At 40.4% G+C, this 16537-nt stretch carries 17 protein-coding genes; 2 read left to right on the top strand and 15 right to left on the bottom strand.

Translation table 11 applies throughout. The features are described from left to right. Window positions 1–356: 356 nt before the first annotated feature. A complete protein-coding gene (gene deoD / locus QL986_RS16015) occupies window positions 357–1058 on the bottom strand; it encodes a purine-nucleoside phosphorylase (RefSeq protein ID WP_036955453.1) in 702 nt (233 codons plus the stop codon). 65 nt (window positions 1059–1123) lie between these two features. Continuing rightward, window positions 1124–2341, bottom strand: coding sequence for a phosphopentomutase (locus QL986_RS16010; RefSeq protein WP_128583658.1), 1218 nt, complete (start codon window positions 2339–2341; stop codon window positions 1124–1126). A 192-nt stretch (window positions 2342–2533) separates the two neighbouring features. Between QL986_RS16010 and udk the strand changes: the two genes are divergently transcribed. Continuing rightward, entirely contained in the window at window positions 2534–3163 is a 630-nt protein-coding gene (gene udk / locus QL986_RS16005; RefSeq protein WP_013462847.1) for a uridine kinase, read from the top strand. Between the two features lie 17 nt (window positions 3164–3180). After that, the gene (locus QL986_RS16000; protein WP_013462846.1) at window positions 3181–4404 is read left to right on the top strand and encodes a NupC/NupG family nucleoside CNT transporter; all 1224 of its coding nucleotides are present in this window, start codon (window positions 3181–3183) and stop codon (window positions 4402–4404) included. A 410-nt stretch (window positions 4405–4814) separates the two neighbouring features. Here the strand turns inward: QL986_RS16000 and QL986_RS15995 are convergent, their stop codons facing one another. From QL986_RS15995 to QL986_RS15935, 13 genes are all read right to left on the bottom strand, one after another. Next, window positions 4815–5573: a transporter substrate-binding domain-containing protein gene (locus tag QL986_RS15995; RefSeq protein WP_128583657.1), complete on the bottom strand. Its 759-nt coding sequence runs from the start codon at window positions 5571–5573 to the stop codon at window positions 4815–4817. A gap of 365 nt (window positions 5574–5938) precedes the next feature. Continuing rightward, complete coding sequence (locus QL986_RS15990) at window positions 5939–6148, bottom strand: cold-shock protein (protein WP_008467029.1); 210 nt, start codon at window positions 6146–6148, stop codon at window positions 5939–5941. Between the two features lie 260 nt (window positions 6149–6408). After that, on the bottom strand, window positions 6409–7122 hold the full coding sequence (locus QL986_RS15985) for a hypothetical protein (protein WP_028834668.1): 714 nt from the start codon (window positions 7120–7122) through the stop codon (window positions 6409–6411). Continuing rightward, window positions 7119–7859, bottom strand: a complete 741-nt coding sequence (locus tag QL986_RS15980; RefSeq protein ID WP_013462842.1) for a hypothetical protein — start codon at window positions 7857–7859, stop codon at window positions 7119–7121. The genes QL986_RS15985 and QL986_RS15980 overlap by 4 nt, the downstream gene beginning before the upstream one ends. Continuing rightward, entirely contained in the window at window positions 7846–8199 is a 354-nt protein-coding gene (locus tag QL986_RS15975; protein WP_290191702.1) for a cupredoxin domain-containing protein, read from the bottom strand. The genes QL986_RS15980 and QL986_RS15975 overlap by 14 nt, the downstream gene beginning before the upstream one ends. After that, window positions 8192–9493, bottom strand: coding sequence for an ATP-binding protein (locus tag QL986_RS15970; RefSeq protein WP_029609982.1), 1302 nt, complete (start codon window positions 9491–9493; stop codon window positions 8192–8194). The genes QL986_RS15975 and QL986_RS15970 overlap by 8 nt, the downstream gene beginning before the upstream one ends. Window positions 9494–9555: 62 nt before the next feature. Beyond that, entirely contained in the window at window positions 9556–10215 is a 660-nt protein-coding gene (locus QL986_RS15965) for a response regulator transcription factor (RefSeq protein WP_013462838.1), read from the bottom strand. Between the two features lie 11 nt (window positions 10216–10226). Beyond that, window positions 10227–10874, bottom strand: coding sequence for a hypothetical protein (locus QL986_RS15960; protein ID WP_290191701.1), 648 nt, complete (start codon window positions 10872–10874; stop codon window positions 10227–10229). A 294-nt stretch (window positions 10875–11168) separates the two neighbouring features. Further along, the gene (locus tag QL986_RS15955; protein ID WP_290191700.1) at window positions 11169–11939 is read right to left on the bottom strand and encodes an SDR family oxidoreductase; all 771 of its coding nucleotides are present in this window, start codon (window positions 11937–11939) and stop codon (window positions 11169–11171) included. Continuing rightward, the gene (locus tag QL986_RS15950) at window positions 11936–12625 is read right to left on the bottom strand and encodes an iron-containing redox enzyme family protein (protein ID WP_016900001.1); all 690 of its coding nucleotides are present in this window, start codon (window positions 12623–12625) and stop codon (window positions 11936–11938) included. The genes QL986_RS15955 and QL986_RS15950 overlap by 4 nt, the downstream gene beginning before the upstream one ends. Beyond that, window positions 12618–14096, bottom strand: coding sequence for an AMP-binding protein (locus tag QL986_RS15945; protein ID WP_290191699.1), 1479 nt, complete (start codon window positions 14094–14096; stop codon window positions 12618–12620). The genes QL986_RS15950 and QL986_RS15945 overlap by 8 nt, the downstream gene beginning before the upstream one ends. After that, window positions 14093–14749 (bottom strand): thermostable hemolysin, encoded by a 657-nt coding sequence (locus QL986_RS15940; RefSeq protein ID WP_290191698.1) that lies wholly within the window; start codon window positions 14747–14749, stop codon window positions 14093–14095. The genes QL986_RS15945 and QL986_RS15940 overlap by 4 nt, the downstream gene beginning before the upstream one ends. An 86-nt stretch (window positions 14750–14835) precedes the next feature. Next, window positions 14836–16356, bottom strand: a complete 1521-nt coding sequence (locus tag QL986_RS15935) for a sensor domain-containing diguanylate cyclase (RefSeq protein ID WP_290191697.1) — start codon at window positions 16354–16356, stop codon at window positions 14836–14838. Window positions 16357–16537: the final 181 nt, after the last annotated feature.

Below are 16537 nucleotides of genomic sequence, written 5' to 3'. Positions count from 1 at the left end.
AGTATCTGGAGAGTCTAACGATTGTTCAACTGCTTTTGTTTTAAATTCAATTGAATGACTACGCCTAGTTTTGATTTTCATAACACTTATTCCTTAAATAAGTGTCCACTTTTATAGAGTCGTATCAACCTTTGACCTTTAACCTTTGACCTTTAACCTAGGAACCTAAAGCCCGTAGCTCGAAACCCGTGGCCCGCACCCCGAGGCCCGAGGCCCGAATCTCACACCTAAATTTCAGGCATAAAAAAAGCCGCATAAAATGCGGCTTTGGGGGTTTAGTCTCACTTCACTTTGGGCGTGTCTCCAAAACTTAGTGAATACGTTACCAAGGAACTGTTGTTAACCTAAGAGGTTAATTAAATTGACTCTAGGGCAATTTTAACCATTTCGTTGAACGTGGTTTGACGCTCATCTGCAGGTGTTGCTTCGCCGGTGATTACATGATCACTGACGGTAAATAATGCCATTGCTTTTGCGCCGTATTCTGCTGCTACGCCGTATAAGCCAGCTGTTTCCATATCAACAGCGAGTACACCTAGCTTGTCTAGATCTTTATAAAACGTGTCGTCTGCTTGATAAAAAGTATCGGTAGTAAATACGTTACCTACTTTCGCATCAATACCTAAATCTTTAGCTGCATTTACGCCGTTTAAAAGTAATTCAAAGTTAGCAATGGCAGCAAAGTCAGTACCACGAACGCGGGCACGATTTACGTTTGAATCTGTGCTTGCACCTTGTGCAAAAATTACGTCGCGAATTTTAATATCGCTACCAATACCACCACAGGTACCTATACGAATAATATTTTTAACGCCAAAACTGACAATAAGCTCACGAGCATAAATTGACATTGAAGGAATGCCCATGCCAGAACCCATAATGCTCACTGGCTTACCTTTGTAAGTTCCAGTAAAGCCGTACATGTTACGTACGCCGGTTACTTGCACTGCATCATCTAAAAAGTTTTCAGCAATATATTGTGCGCGTAGCGGATCGCCTGGCATTAATACTGTTTCGGCAAAATCACCTACGTTTGCACTGATATGCGGAGTACTCATCGATTGTTTTCCTTTTGTTTGGCTAAAAGCCCTATTACTTTAAAAATAACGAGCGTATTTTTAAGTTACTTAACTGTGTTCAGCTTATCAATAAAGCCATCACCATATTCTAACGCTTTAAGATTAAACCATTGTGCAAGCGTTTGGCCAATATCGGCAAAGCTATTGCGTTCGCCCAGCGGGATATTTTTCATCCCTGTCTGATAGGCAATAACCGGCACATATTCACGGGTGTGCTCAGACCCTGGAAAGGTCGGGTCACAGCCATGATCGGCGGTGATCATTAATAAATCATCCGGCTTTAATTGCGCTAAAATAGTGGGTAAGTAATCATCAAACTCTTTGAGCGCTTTCGCATAGCCAACAGGATTACGGCGGTGACCAAACTTTTCATCAAAATCAACTAAATTGGTAAAAATCAAACTGTGATCCGGCGCCGTCGCCACCACTTCGCTGGTTTTTTCTAGCAAGTTAATTAACCCTGGCGCTTTATGCTTTTGGGTAATGCCTTGATGCGCATAAATATCTGAAATTTTACCAATACTGATAACTTCGCCACCGTCTTTTGCAAGTACATCAAGCAATGTTGGCGATGGCGGTAATACTGAATAATCACGACGATTACCTGTTCTGGCAAAATCTTGATTATTAGAACCCAAAAATGGCCGCGCAATCACTCGTCCTATATTCATTTCATCAAGCAGCGCCCGTGCGATTTCGCAAACTTGATAAAGCTTCTCTAGGCCGAATGATTCTTCATGCGCGGCTATTTGAAACACACTGTCAGCTGAGGTGTAACAGATTGGTTTACCTGTTTTTACGTGCTCTTCACCTAGCTGCTCTAAAATCGTGGTTCCTGAGGCATGGCAATTGCCTAAAATGCCCGGAATACCTGTGCGAGCAATAAACTCGTCTACAAATTCTTGTGGGAAACTCGGCTGTGTTTTAGGGAAGTAACCCCAATCAAATAACACTGGCACGCCTGCCATTTCCCAATGACCCGATGGCGTGTCTTTACCGCTTGAAAGCTCTTTTGCGTAACCCCATGCACCTTGTGGTTCATGCCGCTCAGCAACTAAACAGGGTTCTTTACCAGCGGCTTCACATGCATCCACTAACCCTAATTTTGAAAGGTTAGGAAGCGAAAGCTTACTGCCAGTCTCGTCATAATATGCCTTGAGTAAATGTGCGAATGTATTAGCACCAACATCACCAAATTTATCTGCATCGGGTGCTGCGCCAATTCCTAAACTATCCGCCATTAAGATAATTGCTCTTGCCATTGTGACCTCACATCTGTTCTAGGTGGTTACTTTATCTGCTCTTCGAATTTTCCGTACAGGACATAAGTCCTGTTTCATAAAACCTAAACATTATAAATTTGCACTCTTAAGCGAAGCAAAAGAGATTAATCGTGTCTTTTTTGCTATTGTGATCTACCAACAATATATCCTTCTGTGTGGGTGAGAACTTTAGTGACACGAACTATTATAGCTATTGCAGGCGCATCGGCGTCCGGCAAATCTCTATTTAGCCAAACTATTTACAATGAATTGGTAAATGAGCTTGAACCAGGCGCTATCGCCATTATTGAAGAAGATGCTTATTACAAGGATCAATCGCATTTGCCGATGGCACATCGTACGCAAACGAATTACGACCATCCTGATGCATTTGAACACGAGCTATTGCTTGAGCATTTAACGCAACTTCGAAATGGCCACTCTGTTGAAGTACCAACTTATGATTATGCTCAGCATACACGTAGCGATAAAACGCGCCGTGTGGCTTCGGCTAAAATACTCATTGTAGAAGGTATTTTATTACTGAGTGATAAAGCGCTTAATAAAGAATTTGATATCAAGGTGTTTATAGATACGCCATTGGATATTTGTTTAATGCGCCGAATGCAACGCGACATGGAACAAAGAGGCAGAACATTACAATCTGTTGTTGAGCAATATCAAGCAACTGTTAGACCGATGTTTTATCAATTTATTGAGCCTTCAAAGCATAACGCTGACTTAGTTGTGACTCGAGGCGGTATGAATCGCGTTGCGATTGATATTATAAAAAGTAAAATAAAGTACATTTTACAAGAATAACAACGGGAAACGTTTGTATGACAACATTTATGAGCTTAGTAGGCATGCTAGTGCTACTAGGCATCGCTTTTGCGGCCTCAACTGATCGCAAAGCAATAAAACTAAGAACCGTGGGTATCGCATTTTTAATGCAAGTCATTATCGGCGGTTTTGTACTGTTTTTTGAAGCAGGCAAAAATGTATTAGCGAGTATGTCTCGCGCCGTTTCATCGGTTATTGGGTATGCCAACGATGGAATTGGCTTTTTATTTGGCCCATTAGCATCGCAAGATACACTTGGGTTTATTTTTGCCATTCAAGTATTGCCAGTGATTGTGTTTTTCTCAGCACTTGTTGCTGTGTTATACCACTTAGGCATTATGGATTGGATAATTAAAATTTTAGGCGGTGGTTTACAAAAATTATTGAAAACCTCTCGCACCGAGTCGCTTTCAGCCACCGCAAATATTTTTGTTGGCCAAACTGAAGCGCCACTCATTGTTAAACCGTTTATTGCGACAATGACCAAATCTGAGTTATTTGCCGTAATGGTAGGTGGTTTGGCCACCGTAGCAGGCTCTGTAATGGCCGGTTACGTAATTATTGGTGTAGACCTTAAATATTTAATTGCAGCCAGTTTTATGGCAGCACCAGGTGGTTTCTTAATGGCAAAAATGATAGTGCCAGAGACAGAAACACCTAAAGATGATTTAGCCGATATAGATTTAGGCGACGATAAACCGGTTAATGTTATTGACGCAGCAGCATCAGGCGCAGCAAACGGTATGCACTTAGCATTAAACGTAGGTGCCATGCTTTTAGCATTTGTTGCACTGATTGCGTTATTAAACGGTTTATTAGGCGGTATTGGTGGGTTGTTTGATTACCCTACATTAACGCTACAAGAAATTTTAGGTTACTTATTTGCCCCTGTTGCATGGTTATTAGGTGTACCGTGGAATGAGGCAATTTTAGCCGGCAGCTTTATTGGTCAAAAGTTAGTAGTGAATGAGTTTGTTGCTTACTTAGACTTTATAAATTATCGCGATACGTTAAGTGCGCATACACAAGCAATTGTTACCTTTGCTTTGTGTGGCTTTGCTAACTTATCATCGATAGCCATTTTACTAGGTGGATTAGGCGGTATGGCGCCTAGTCGGCGAAAGGATATCGCACGCTTAGGGCTCAGAGCAGTGTTAGCAGGATCTATGGCTAACCTTATGAGCGCAGCAATTGCTGGGTTTTTCCTCTCGCTAGCTTAGAAACTTAATGAGACGATCCAACTGTTGCAAAACAATAGGATAGCGCTTTAAGGGGTTAAAGCACTATCTGACTTGAACGATACTTCACCAAGGGCCGCAAGGCCCTTTTATCGTTTTTATAGCCTCTACTTTCTAAATCCTCAGCAATTCATACCTAAAAATTCCCTAGCAAAGCTTTCATTCACGCACTCCTTACGCCATCAAAAGCCATCATTGCACTCACTAAAAAATATGAACAACTGTGTAACTGCAGAAGCATTTAATTGTCAGCCCTTTACAAGGCACTTGAGAGTATAAAAGGTAGCGAAGTTAACAAGAATGAATGGCTGTGAAGAGGTAATATAGGCATTATTAAGTGGAAACTTTTTGAGCTTTTCTGTGCTTAGGCGTGTTTATTATTGTCTATAGGCTTAATTTTTTACATAACGTTTAATGTAAGGTTCATAGCCAAACTCTGCCTTAAGCTGCTCAAGTGCTTGATTAAAGCGTTTTACTACCACAGGTGAAGCGGCTTTGTTAAAGCCAATATAGTTGCCTTTAAGCTCATCCACATGAATTTGCTTGAGCTTCACCAAGTCATCCCTAGAGTACCCAAATGGCTCAGTTTGATGATCAATAGTAAAGTCAGAGCCAATAATTAAATCGATGCGTTTTTTAAAAAACAGTCGCATAAATGAGTCTGCTTCACTAAACAGTAGTAAGTTTTTATCGGTAACAAACCCAAGTCGACGCACCAGCATTTCATAAATGTCGCCTCGCACTATGCCCAACGAGTAGTTTTTAGCTTGTGAAATATCATTCATCACAATATGATCGCTAGTTTTTAATTTAAAAAAGTAGGTTTGGCTCGATACCAAAGGTCCCACCCATTCAAAAAGAGGAATACGTTCTTGCGTTTTTGCTAGAGAAATGATGGCTGAGTGTGGATTATTTTGCACTAACTGATAAGCACGCTTCCAAGGTAACATAATAAATTCGCACTCTAGTGCGGCACGAGCACAAGCATCTTTCACTATGTCATGATTAATACCCGCTAGCTGCCCAGCTTCATTTTGAAAATTGTAAGGGGCAAAGCTTTCGGTATAAATAACCAATTTAGGCGCATTAGCCTGGATATTATGGCTAAATAGCAACCCTAACGCTAATAATGTAAATTTAAAAATAAACACCCCCTATAATTTAAGTAATAACCTTAACCTAGAAAGCGTACAGAAACTATTAATTTATAGCACTTTTATAATGTTAAAAATAGCAGGTGATTTGAGAATGACTATCGTTAATAATACCAATCCGCAATAATACTCAATCATTTTGCGGGGCTAAACGTGTCGCTATCTGTGTTAAAAAATTCTAATTTCGAACAACTAAATAGCGAATTTTTTGCCTAGCTATCAACCCGTTTTTCCTGCCTCAAAATAGACCGCTTAATTAAGCGAATTGGTATAAATTTACAGATGGTGGGGAAATATTCTTAAATTTTAGACACAAAAAAAGCGCCTTAAGCGCTTTTTTTTCATTTTACTTAAAAGTAAAATTATAGAGCTGTGATGTTATCAGCTTGAGGACCTTTTTGACCTTGTGAAAGAGTGAACTCTACACGTTGGCCTTCAGCTAAAGTTTTGAAACCTTCGCTTTTGATTGCTGAGAAATGTGCGAAAACGTCTGGACCATTTTCTTGCTCGATGAAACCAAAACCTTTAGACTCGTTGAACCACTTAACTGTACCTGATACGATGTTAGACATAGTATTATTCCTGATATAAAAATTAAATTGTGCCCTAATGGGCGGTGTAGCAAAAAATGAGATGGTACTTAAAAACTTCAGGACGGTACTACAAGTATTACTTATACAACAACGAAATGGAGATTTATAAATTATCATGCTTTCTTTCTAGCTGCGGACTACTATATAGAGTTACAGACTCAAGTCAACCCTTAATGCGATTTAATTTATAAAATAGCTTAAGCAGCCCGCTTTATAAATTAAGTACTTGTTTAAAGAGCTTAAAATTCAAATTCTAGTGCCATTCTAAAGCTATGATTTTTCTCTGACTGGCTGATTTCAGTAATAAAACCGGCTTCCCACTTTAATTGTTTTTGTCCATCAAAGCGATGTAACCCTATAAATCCGGGGCCAATACCGACAAAGTCTTCGCCAAGATAAACCTCAACCGCGGGCTGAAAAGCAGACAAATAGCGGTAGCGATATTGCGCTCTAAATTCGCTTTCCCACTCATTTTGTATATCTTGGCCCCACTCGTACACTAAAAATGCATTCATAGTGAGACTTGCACGACCAAACTCTTTTTCAATCACAAAACCGGTGGTTGCTTCGTATGCGTCGGCGTCATGCTGTTTTTCAAATTCAAATAACGCGCCCCAATCAGCCCATAGCCTGCCCTGCTCTATTAACTGCCAACGGAGTTCTAACTCATACGCTTGCAAGCCAAAGTCACCATTATCATCGCGCTCGCCCACTAAATAGCCTTCCAATGCCATGGTGTCGTTAATTGCGCCGCCTAAGCCAACGCGCTGCGCTAAAATATTACCACTGTCGGTTTGATGTGACACAAGCCGCCACTCTAGCTCGCGCTCAAACGGCAACACATAAGGATGATAAACTTTATCAACCACTATGCCATCAGCATAAGCCAGCTTAGGTATTAATAAACAAAAACCAATTAATACAGTGGCTGCAAATAGGTTTATTGCTTTCATGATTGTTCCTTAGTTATTGATTTAGGAATAAAATAACAAACTGATAAAAATAACACGCTGCTCAGCACATAACTTAAAACACTGGTTAAATTAGGCGTAGCCTCATAACCGATAAGTGCGCGCAAAACCCGTCCAAACTCTGAGTTTTCAGTTAAAATAGCACGTAAATCCCATACGGTTGCCGTTGTTGCTATCAAATCAATTTGGCTCGCCAAATCAAGTGCCACAACCAGTTTTGCCGCACTGTTTAATGCTAACAATACCAATAAAGGGATAAGCCCAAAGCGCTGTTTGATTGCACTCAATAAAAAATACAACAACACACTAAAGCTACTGCATATCCCTAAGCCTAAAAAAGTGCCAATAAATAAGCTTTGTGCTGCTTCGTTGTTTTGCCAAAAGCCAATCAGGTAAATAATGTAATGACTTAAATAAAGAGTCATTACACTGATAATCGCAATCATAAATGCAGGCGTTGCTTGTTTAATGGCGTAGTACAGCGCACTGATAAACACTAAAATACATAAAGCAATTTGGGTATATTCTAAACCCTGGTAGTCGAACAAGGGACTAATTAGCGGAGCACTTTTTACAAATAAAAATGATAGCCCCACACCTAAAACAAGCATCCCCAGTACCTTCACTAAACTTTGCTTGGCAATCACTTGGAGTAAAATAAGTAAAATGGCCACCGGCAATAACTGATTGAGGCTCATCACAAGGCTAGTTATTAGCATCAGAACCCTCCTTTTCGGTCGCTATTACAGCACCACGCGCCGTATTGGGTGAAAACTCGCCAAAAAATTCATAACGCCCAGGAGTTAACGGCCCAATATAAATAACGCTTTTGCGATTAGGGTAAAGTACTTTCTCTCGGTTGAGATCGAAACTGTCGAATTCTTCAGGCGTACTATCTTGATTTTCGATTAACAAGCGTACCTTTTCATTGGCCGGCACCACGATTTCTGCGGGATAAAACAAATGATCTTTAAGTACAATAAGATAGTCTTTACTGGCGGCGTTAAATGATAAAAATACGCAACAATATAAATAGGGGTGAATAAGTCGTTTAATCACATTTAGCTCCTGCAAAAACTACCTGTACTTTTAAGCCGCCCAAATCGCTGTCTGTTAAATTAATTTCAGCGCTATAAATAGCAATAATGTGCTGGACTATTGCCATGCCTAAGCCCGCACCTTGTTCACCCGAAGGATGTTGGTCACCGCCAACGCGATAAAAACGGTTAAATATCCGTTGTTTTTGATCGTCCGTCATACCTGGACCGCTGTCTTCTATTTGCCAAATACGCTGCCTGTGCATCTGCTTTAGGGTAATTTTTATTTGTCCGTTTGCAGGCGCGTACTTTATAGCATTACTCAGTAGGTTTGAAATCAACGTCACTAAGGTAAACTCATCACCGTTAATAGTAAAGTCATCTCCCTCAAGGCTAATAGTGTGATTTTTAGCCTCTATTTTTTCATATAGTTGGCTAACTACTTCTTGCGTGATCGCTAATAATGACTGTTCTTTAAACTGCTTTTGCCACTGCTCTGGCTGAGTACGCCCTAGTATTAGCATTTGCTCCACTATATTGGTGAGTCGATTAATACCTTGAGTCATGGCTTGTAATTCTTGGTTATCGCCTTGTTGGGCGGCCAAATTATGCACATTAATTTTTAAACTGCTCAGAGGTGTACGTAATTCATGGGCGGCATCTGAGGCAAAAAAACGTTCTCGTAAATAGGCCGTTTCTACGCGTTTAAATAAGTCGTTTAAGCGGCTGATCACTGGTTTTATTTCTTCATCCGTCACCTGCCAATTGATCGCTGTGAAATCATTTGCTTGGCGCAGGGCTAACTGTTTTGATAAACGGGTTAACGGTGCCAGTGCATATTTAACAAAAAAGCTAATAAATAGCGCAAGCAAAGGAACCGCCCATAACATGGGTAACATGGCTGATAAAATCACCGCCTCGGCAAGCTCAAACCGCTTAGCAATCGGCTCGGCAACAATAACGGTGCGTAAAGAAGTAGCAAAAACGAATACCCGCATTCGCTGCCCTGCAATATTAAGCGTTTGAAAACCTGCTTGATATTGGCTCAAATCAAGATTTAATTCGTCAGAACCGCTAAGTAGCTCACCACTTTGCCAAATTTGATACAGTAACTGGGCGCTTTCTTGCATTTTTGGCGCCATAGCGTTTATAGATAGAGGCTGTTGCATCAAGACTCCAGCCACCACTTTTAGCTCACTATCGAGTAATTGCTCACCATGGCTCATACTTTTTTGATAGCCTTTTACTAAAGCTAAAAAGCAGGTTAACACCATCATTGACAGTAAGATAAGTGTTAAACGCTTACGAATTGACATAGAGCATGGTTACCTTTGTAAATTCAAGTTTGTGCAATCTAGGGGTGTTTTAATCACGTGAGCTATCTCTTTCCCACAACATAGCCAATACCACGGAGAGTTTTAATAAAATCGCTGGGGAATTTTTTTCGTAGGTGATGAATATGCACCTCAATGGTGTTAGAGCCAACCTCTTCACCCCATTGATAGAGTTTATTTTCTAATTGCTGCTTAGATTGCACGCGACCTTGGTTTTCCAGTAACGCTTTTAGCAGCATGTACTCTTTTCGCGGCAGAGAAAGTAGCTCATCGTTAAGTGTGACACTGTGCGCTGACGTATCCATAGTAACATCACCACATTGTAATAAGCTCGACTGAGCTTGATTTACACGTCGGCTCGCTACGCGCAAACGAGCAAATAATTCGGCTGGTTCAAATGGCTTAGCTAAATAATCATCAGCCCCCATATCAAGCCCTTGCACTTTATCATCTATGCTACTGCGAGCGGTTAGTATCACCACCGGAATGACTTTTTTTTGTGCTTTTATGTGCTTTAAAATTTGCGAACCATCACCATCAGGTAAGCCTAGGTCAAGTATAACCAACTCTATTTCGCCACTGCCTAAACATTGCAACGCATGCTTAACCGTTGCGCTGTGTTCTACACTGTAGCCTTCTTGGCGCAATGAACGGCAAAGCCCTTGCGCCACAAGATGATCATCTTCAACTAATAATAAATGCATTGTTTGTTTTGTTATCTCTTTAGTTTTTTATCAACTTTAGCTAATAATTGGCTAATTGCTTGCTGACGATATTTGTCCGCTTTAGCGCGAGTATCACGAATACCGGCCGCTTGTGCAACTAACAAATGGGCTTTGGCTTGCTTATATTCACGTTCGTCGTATAAAAACTCACCATACAAGTAATTAGTATCAATGCCTTTTTGATTAAAAGCGAGTGCTTGCTTAAAAAACTTATCGGCGGTGTCATCATCACCAAAGCCAATTGGCCACCCTGGTACTTTACTGTATAAGGTTGCCAGGCTGGCATACGCTGAGCCACCTAAAGCACTGTCGTCTATTTTAAGGGCTTGCTCTAATGATGCCTTTGCATCTTTGGCATAACCCAACGCCCCTAAGCCGCCTTTTGCACCCGCAAAACTTGCCAGCACAATGCCGTTCCATGTATAGCTATTTGCTGAATTAGGATAGTTTTCGATAAATTGAGCACTTTGCTCACTCAGTTGAGTAAAGGCTTTGATTTGTGCGTCATCTTTAAGCTCATAATTAGCGACCGCCCACTGCTGTTGAATAGCGAGTAAGTCGCTTTGTTCATCTGCAAATACCGGCGATGAAAACACACTAACAATGCTTAAATAAGCTGTTAAAGTAAATTTTTTCATAATAAATCCTCTATTATTTAGGGTCTGCTGACCTTTCAAGGTTGAATTTGCAGCAGCCTGTTTGGTATTTAGGCAAGGCAGCGCCTATGTGGTGTGGTTATTCCCCATAAATTGGCGATAACGCAGCATCAATGCCAAACAGGCGCTGCCCGAAGGGTTCTGCCTAGGGGCGATTTACTCTTTGTTGCTCGGTTTTTACTTAGCCCACTAGGTTACAAACCTCGCGCCGCGATTAAATCGCCCCTAGTTTGAACAAATTTCAATCCGCAAAGGTCAACAGACCCTAGTGAACAACTAACCTAAAAAGCTTTTTATTTTAGGGAGTTGTTTAGCAATTGCGTTATCTACAATACGTGGAAAAACGCCATTGATACGTGCAAAAAGTTTCTCAGGAAAACCAATAAATCGTCTGGTTTTATTTGAGTTTAATAACGCAACTAACTCATCAGCCACCAACTGCGGAGAGTCCATTTGATTACCAAGCGCTTTGTTCATTGCCCGCGTTTGAGCATCATTAATGTCGGTATCAGTTGCTCTAGGTGCCAAATAAGTAACTCTAACGCCAGTGTCTGAAAGCTCTCGTGATAACGCTTCGCTAAAACCACGCAAACCAAATTTACTGGCACAATAAAGTGTTTGATATGGGTAACCTATGCTACCAAAAGACGACCCAACATTAACTATGGTGCCTCTATTCGCTTGCAGCTGCTCTAAAAACAGTTGGCATAGTTTCATCGGGACGGCTAAATTAGTGCTCAGTAGATTATCAATTTGTTCACTACTACAACGACTTAAGCTTTGCATAACATTAATGCCTGCATTGTTTATGAGTAATTTAGCACCGCCCAATTTTTTGGCTTTAATTGCCAATGCCAGCATGTTTTCTGCAACGGTTAAATCTCCTACAAAAGTCATACTACCTGGGCACTGGCTACTTAGCGCATTTAGCGCATCGCCATTACGCCCTACTAATAGTAATTGCCAACCTTGTGCGTGCAGTGTTTTGGCAATCGCTTGGCCAATTCCCCCTGTGGCTCCTGTTAACACACATAAGCCGGTATTCATGCGTGTTGCTCTTGCGCTGATGCTTTAAAGAACGGCTCGTCATCTAAAGCGCGGAAAATATCACCGTACAAACGATAAAAACATTTTGCGCCATGTAAAATAGCTTGCTGATCGGCCTCATTAGTAATTTTGTTCATCAAGTTTTCAAAAAACTTTACGTGCTCTATATCAAGCGCACCATGAGAGGTTAAATAGCTAAATGCTTTTTTAGGTAAACCAACTGCATCAGCAATATTTGAAGCTGCGCCATCAGCCAGGGCAATTGAAGTCCCTTCGAGTACATGAACCATGCCAAAAAAGCTTAATGGATTTTTACGAGCGATACTGTCATACGCATACGAGACCATCATTTCGGTAGCAAATTGTGGCTTACTATGGCGCACGCTTTCTTTATCAAAACCACACGCGGCAATATCGTTAAGCACCCATTCTTGGTGGCCAATTTCCTCTTCAATGTATTCGGCTACGGCTTCACGTAACCATTCTTGTTCGTCGGTTAAACGGGCACCTAACGACATCATTAATGGCACAGTGTGTTTTACATGATGATAGGCTTGCGCTAAAAATGACGCATACTCTTCAAGTGATGCTTGGCCTTTAAAAACGCGCTGTATAATTGGCGCAGCTAATAAGTACTCGCGCTCGTTTTGAGTTTGTGCTTTTAATGTATTAAAAAAATCAGTCATGGATCACTTCTCCAAGTCGGTAAAATTGTTCAAAAATAAGGTTAAATTGCTGGCTAATAGCCTGGCGCTTAGGACGATTATTGGTCGTTAGTAACCCTTGCTGAACACTTAAAGGCTGAGCTAACCGATGCCACTTTTTAACTTGTGCATAATCGGGTAACTGTTGATTTATAAATTTCATATGCTCACTGAGTTGTTGCTCACTCAACTCAGGGATTGCATAAATAATCGCGGTTAAAAAAGGTTTGCCCTCACCAAAAACAACGGCTTGTATAATCGCGCTTTGGCTCAATATTAATGACTCAGGCCATTCAGCACTGACATTACGACCCATGCTGGTAATAATCAGGTTTTTAAGTCGCCCTTTTATATAGAGCTTATTGCCATGCTGGGTCACTAAATCGCCTGTTGCATACCAGTTATTTGGGTTATGCGGCGCTTGATTTAAATACCCTAAAAATAGCTCACCCTTTATGTACAACTGGCCTTTTTCGATTTTGGTTTGTATGTGCGGTAATACAGTGCCGGCACTCTTTAAATCATCATTTTTGGGCGTATTTAAACTTACGACAGATGCCGCCTCTGATAATCCATACCCCTGATAAACAGGTAAATTAAGCTCTCTGGCGGTGGCAATTAAAGCATCACTCACGAGCGCTCCGCCAACTGCAATAAACTGTAATGACTTTGGCGGCTGCCAACCTTGTTTTGCAAACGCTACTAAACACGTTAATAACTCAGGTACTAAAATAAGGGTGTTAGGTTTTACACTGTCAATTGCCCTAATTAGTTTTTCAGGATTTTTTAACCCTGAGCCAACAAAACCCAATTCGTTTAACGGCATTAAATGTACACAACCGCCACTTAATAATGGTGCATAAATACCTGCAATATTTTCCAGTAATACAGGTAATGGCAGTAAACATAAGTGAGTTGGTTTACTTATACCTATTTGCTCACATAACGATTGTGCAACTTGCATTTGGCTATGAGTTGATAAACACACCCCTTTTGGCTCGCCTGTAGAGCCTGACGTAAAAGTGATTTTTTGCGTGCCCTCAAAGTAACGAATCGATTCTTTAACGTTGAGCTGATAAATATATAAGGTGTAATGATCAAACAAAGTAATAGACAATGTATGCGCACCCAAAGAAAGCCTTGGCATATCACTTATAAACAGCTGTGCACCACACTGTGCCAACACATATTGCGTTTGTTGTTGACTAAAAAAATGGGCGATCGGTATAGCCACTTTATTAGCAACGCTGGTCGCAGCATCAAGTACCAACCATGCAGGTGTGTTATCAAGTTGAAATGCAATTGCATCAGCATCTGAATTTGCAAAAATTTCCGCTACTTTATTAATTTCGTGAAGCAGCTCAGCACCTGTGAACTGTTGTGTTTGATTCGCAAAATGCGCAACTACCGCCGGCTGAGTAGCTAAATCACTTAAGCTATTTAACATACTCATACCGCCTCCAGCGCATTGATTAATGCCGTAATGCCATGTGTATTTTGTTGTTTAATATCAAGTAGCATTGGCGTATTAAGTACTTGTAGATGTGCTTGCTCTAAATTAACAATGCATACTGTAGGCTGGTTCGCGTAGTAACTTCCCCATCTTTTTGGTTGCTCAACAACACTGCTGTTAGCCAATGCAATTTCATTACACGTTACCCCTAATAAACGCAATAAAGCGCGTACATGTTTGGTGGCACAAAAAACCAAATTAGTAGCACCAATAGCTCTTAAAGCTTCATTAACAATAATAAAATGCGATAACGTGGCTTTTCTGTGTGTTGAATAGAGATTACCTAACTCAAACACTTTACTGCGCTGTGTGTCCATTGGTAAAAACTGCTCAATGGGCGCTGCTAAATATTGTTCAATAAATAAAGGAGAAGTGGCGTTTCTAAGCCCTAAAGTGCAATGCCCTTGCTGAGTTTTATACTGACAGAGTAATGGCATAAATGAAGTTAGGCTGGCATTGTACGCAGCTAAAAAGCCTTGTTTTACTGTATCTTCAAGGCGCTGACGGTGTTCATCACATTCTCTGGCGCTCACAAACTGTGTGAACGACTGAAAAAGTGTTGATGCTGACTGTTGTTGTTGAGCTAATTGCATAAAAGCATCGCCTGTATTAAATCTATAGGTAGAATTTAATAGGCGAAACTTAAATAAAACTTAAGGTAAATTAATTTTTTAAAAATTTAATTTAGACTGGCAATAACGGTTTTATTTCGGCCCGTTTCTTTTGCATGATAGAGCGCTTTGTCAGCACATTTGTATACTTGATCAATATCATCACTGTGCTGCGGCCATGTAGCAATGCCGATGGAGACATTTATACAACCAATTTTGGCCATCGGTGTATTCGCCACTTCATTACGTAACCGCTCAGCAATAACAAACGCACTATCGCTATTTTCGTTCGGTAATATAAGTAAGAATTCCTCCCCACCAGTTCGCGCGACAATATCATCTTTGCGAGATACCTGCTTGATCACACACGTTAAAGTTTTTAGTACCTCATCGCCCACATCATGGCCAAAGGTGTCATTAACCCGTTTAAAAAAGTCGATATCTATTTCTAGAACCGCAAAGGGGATCTGTTCTTGAATTAATTTATCTAACAATAAATACAAACCTCGCCGATTATGCGCACCAGTTAGCGGATCGGTGAGTGCATCTTGGCGTAATTGCCCCATTTTCGACTGCAGTATATTAACTCCTTCTAACATGGCTGCTTTAAGTTGCTGACTTTCAAAATACCAAGATTTAATACTTTTAAGATTCGCCACGTTTTGTTGATCAGTCGATAAATTTGCACTGTCAGCTAGTAACCTAAGGGGCTTAGCAATAAAATGCGCTAACACACCAATCAATACAAAAGTAATTAATACAATTGGTAGCATTCGCTTAAGCACCAGCCCTTGAAAAGTATCTAACGTGGCAAGTGTTGCCACCTCACTTCGCTGGGCAACTACGCCCCAATTAGCAAGTTTAACGGGCGAATATCCAGCAAGCATAGACACGCCTTGGCTATTTAAAACCCGGGTGTATCCATCTTCGCTTTGCAAAACACGCTCTATTACAGGGTTATTAATGACTTGTTCGCCAATCCGCTCAGTCTCAGGATGATAAAGTAAGGTTTTATTATCAGCCACCACATAAAAGTATGCCCCGCCATCGTAACTATGCTGTTTTAATAAGGCGTTTAAAATGCTCTGTTGTTCTAAATAAAAGCTACCGCCAATATAGCCATAGTAGTTACCCATCTCGTCAAATAAAGGATAAGAAAGTACAACAATTAAGTTATTCGCAAGCGATACATAAGGACGACTAACCAATGGACGCTGTAGTTTAAAGGCTTGTTTAGAATGAGGTGAATTAACGGTTTTATTAATAATATTTAATGAAACAGGTGAGGCCGCTTTAACGACACCTTGCATGTTAATTGCTACCGAATTAAAGCTATGTGTTTGGTTTAAAAGGCGGTTGGTTTCAGCTTGGAGTAACTCAGTATTGGTAATATCTTTAGCAATAATTTTGGCTGAAAACTCAAGTTGCTGCATCGCAGCTGCTAAAAAGTGATCGGTCGCCGAGGCAAGCTTACTAGCAAATACATGGTTACTTTTAAGAGTATCTTCTATTACCCGTTCTTTTTGTACTTGGTAACTAATGTATAAACCACTGAACAAAATAGCGGCTGTAGCAGTGATAGCTAACAACAGAATTAATTGCCTAAGTTTAAAAGTAAATGGTGATCGAAAACGCAACTTATTATCATCCTAAGCAAATAAAAACGACTGCTATGTACTACATATATCCTAAATATAATACAGAAATTAAACTAAGTAGCCTAATTTTTGTTATTTTTGGAATAATAAAATGACATTTATTATATATGTC

Origin of the sequence: Pseudoalteromonas sp. APC 3250 (genome assembly GCF_030407915.1) — a bacterium.
In the GTDB taxonomy this organism is placed as follows: domain Bacteria; phylum Pseudomonadota; class Gammaproteobacteria; order Enterobacterales; family Alteromonadaceae; genus Pseudoalteromonas; species Pseudoalteromonas tetraodonis.
Note: the sequence above shows the minus strand (reverse complement) of the source record. Positions and strands in the feature narration are given on the sequence as shown.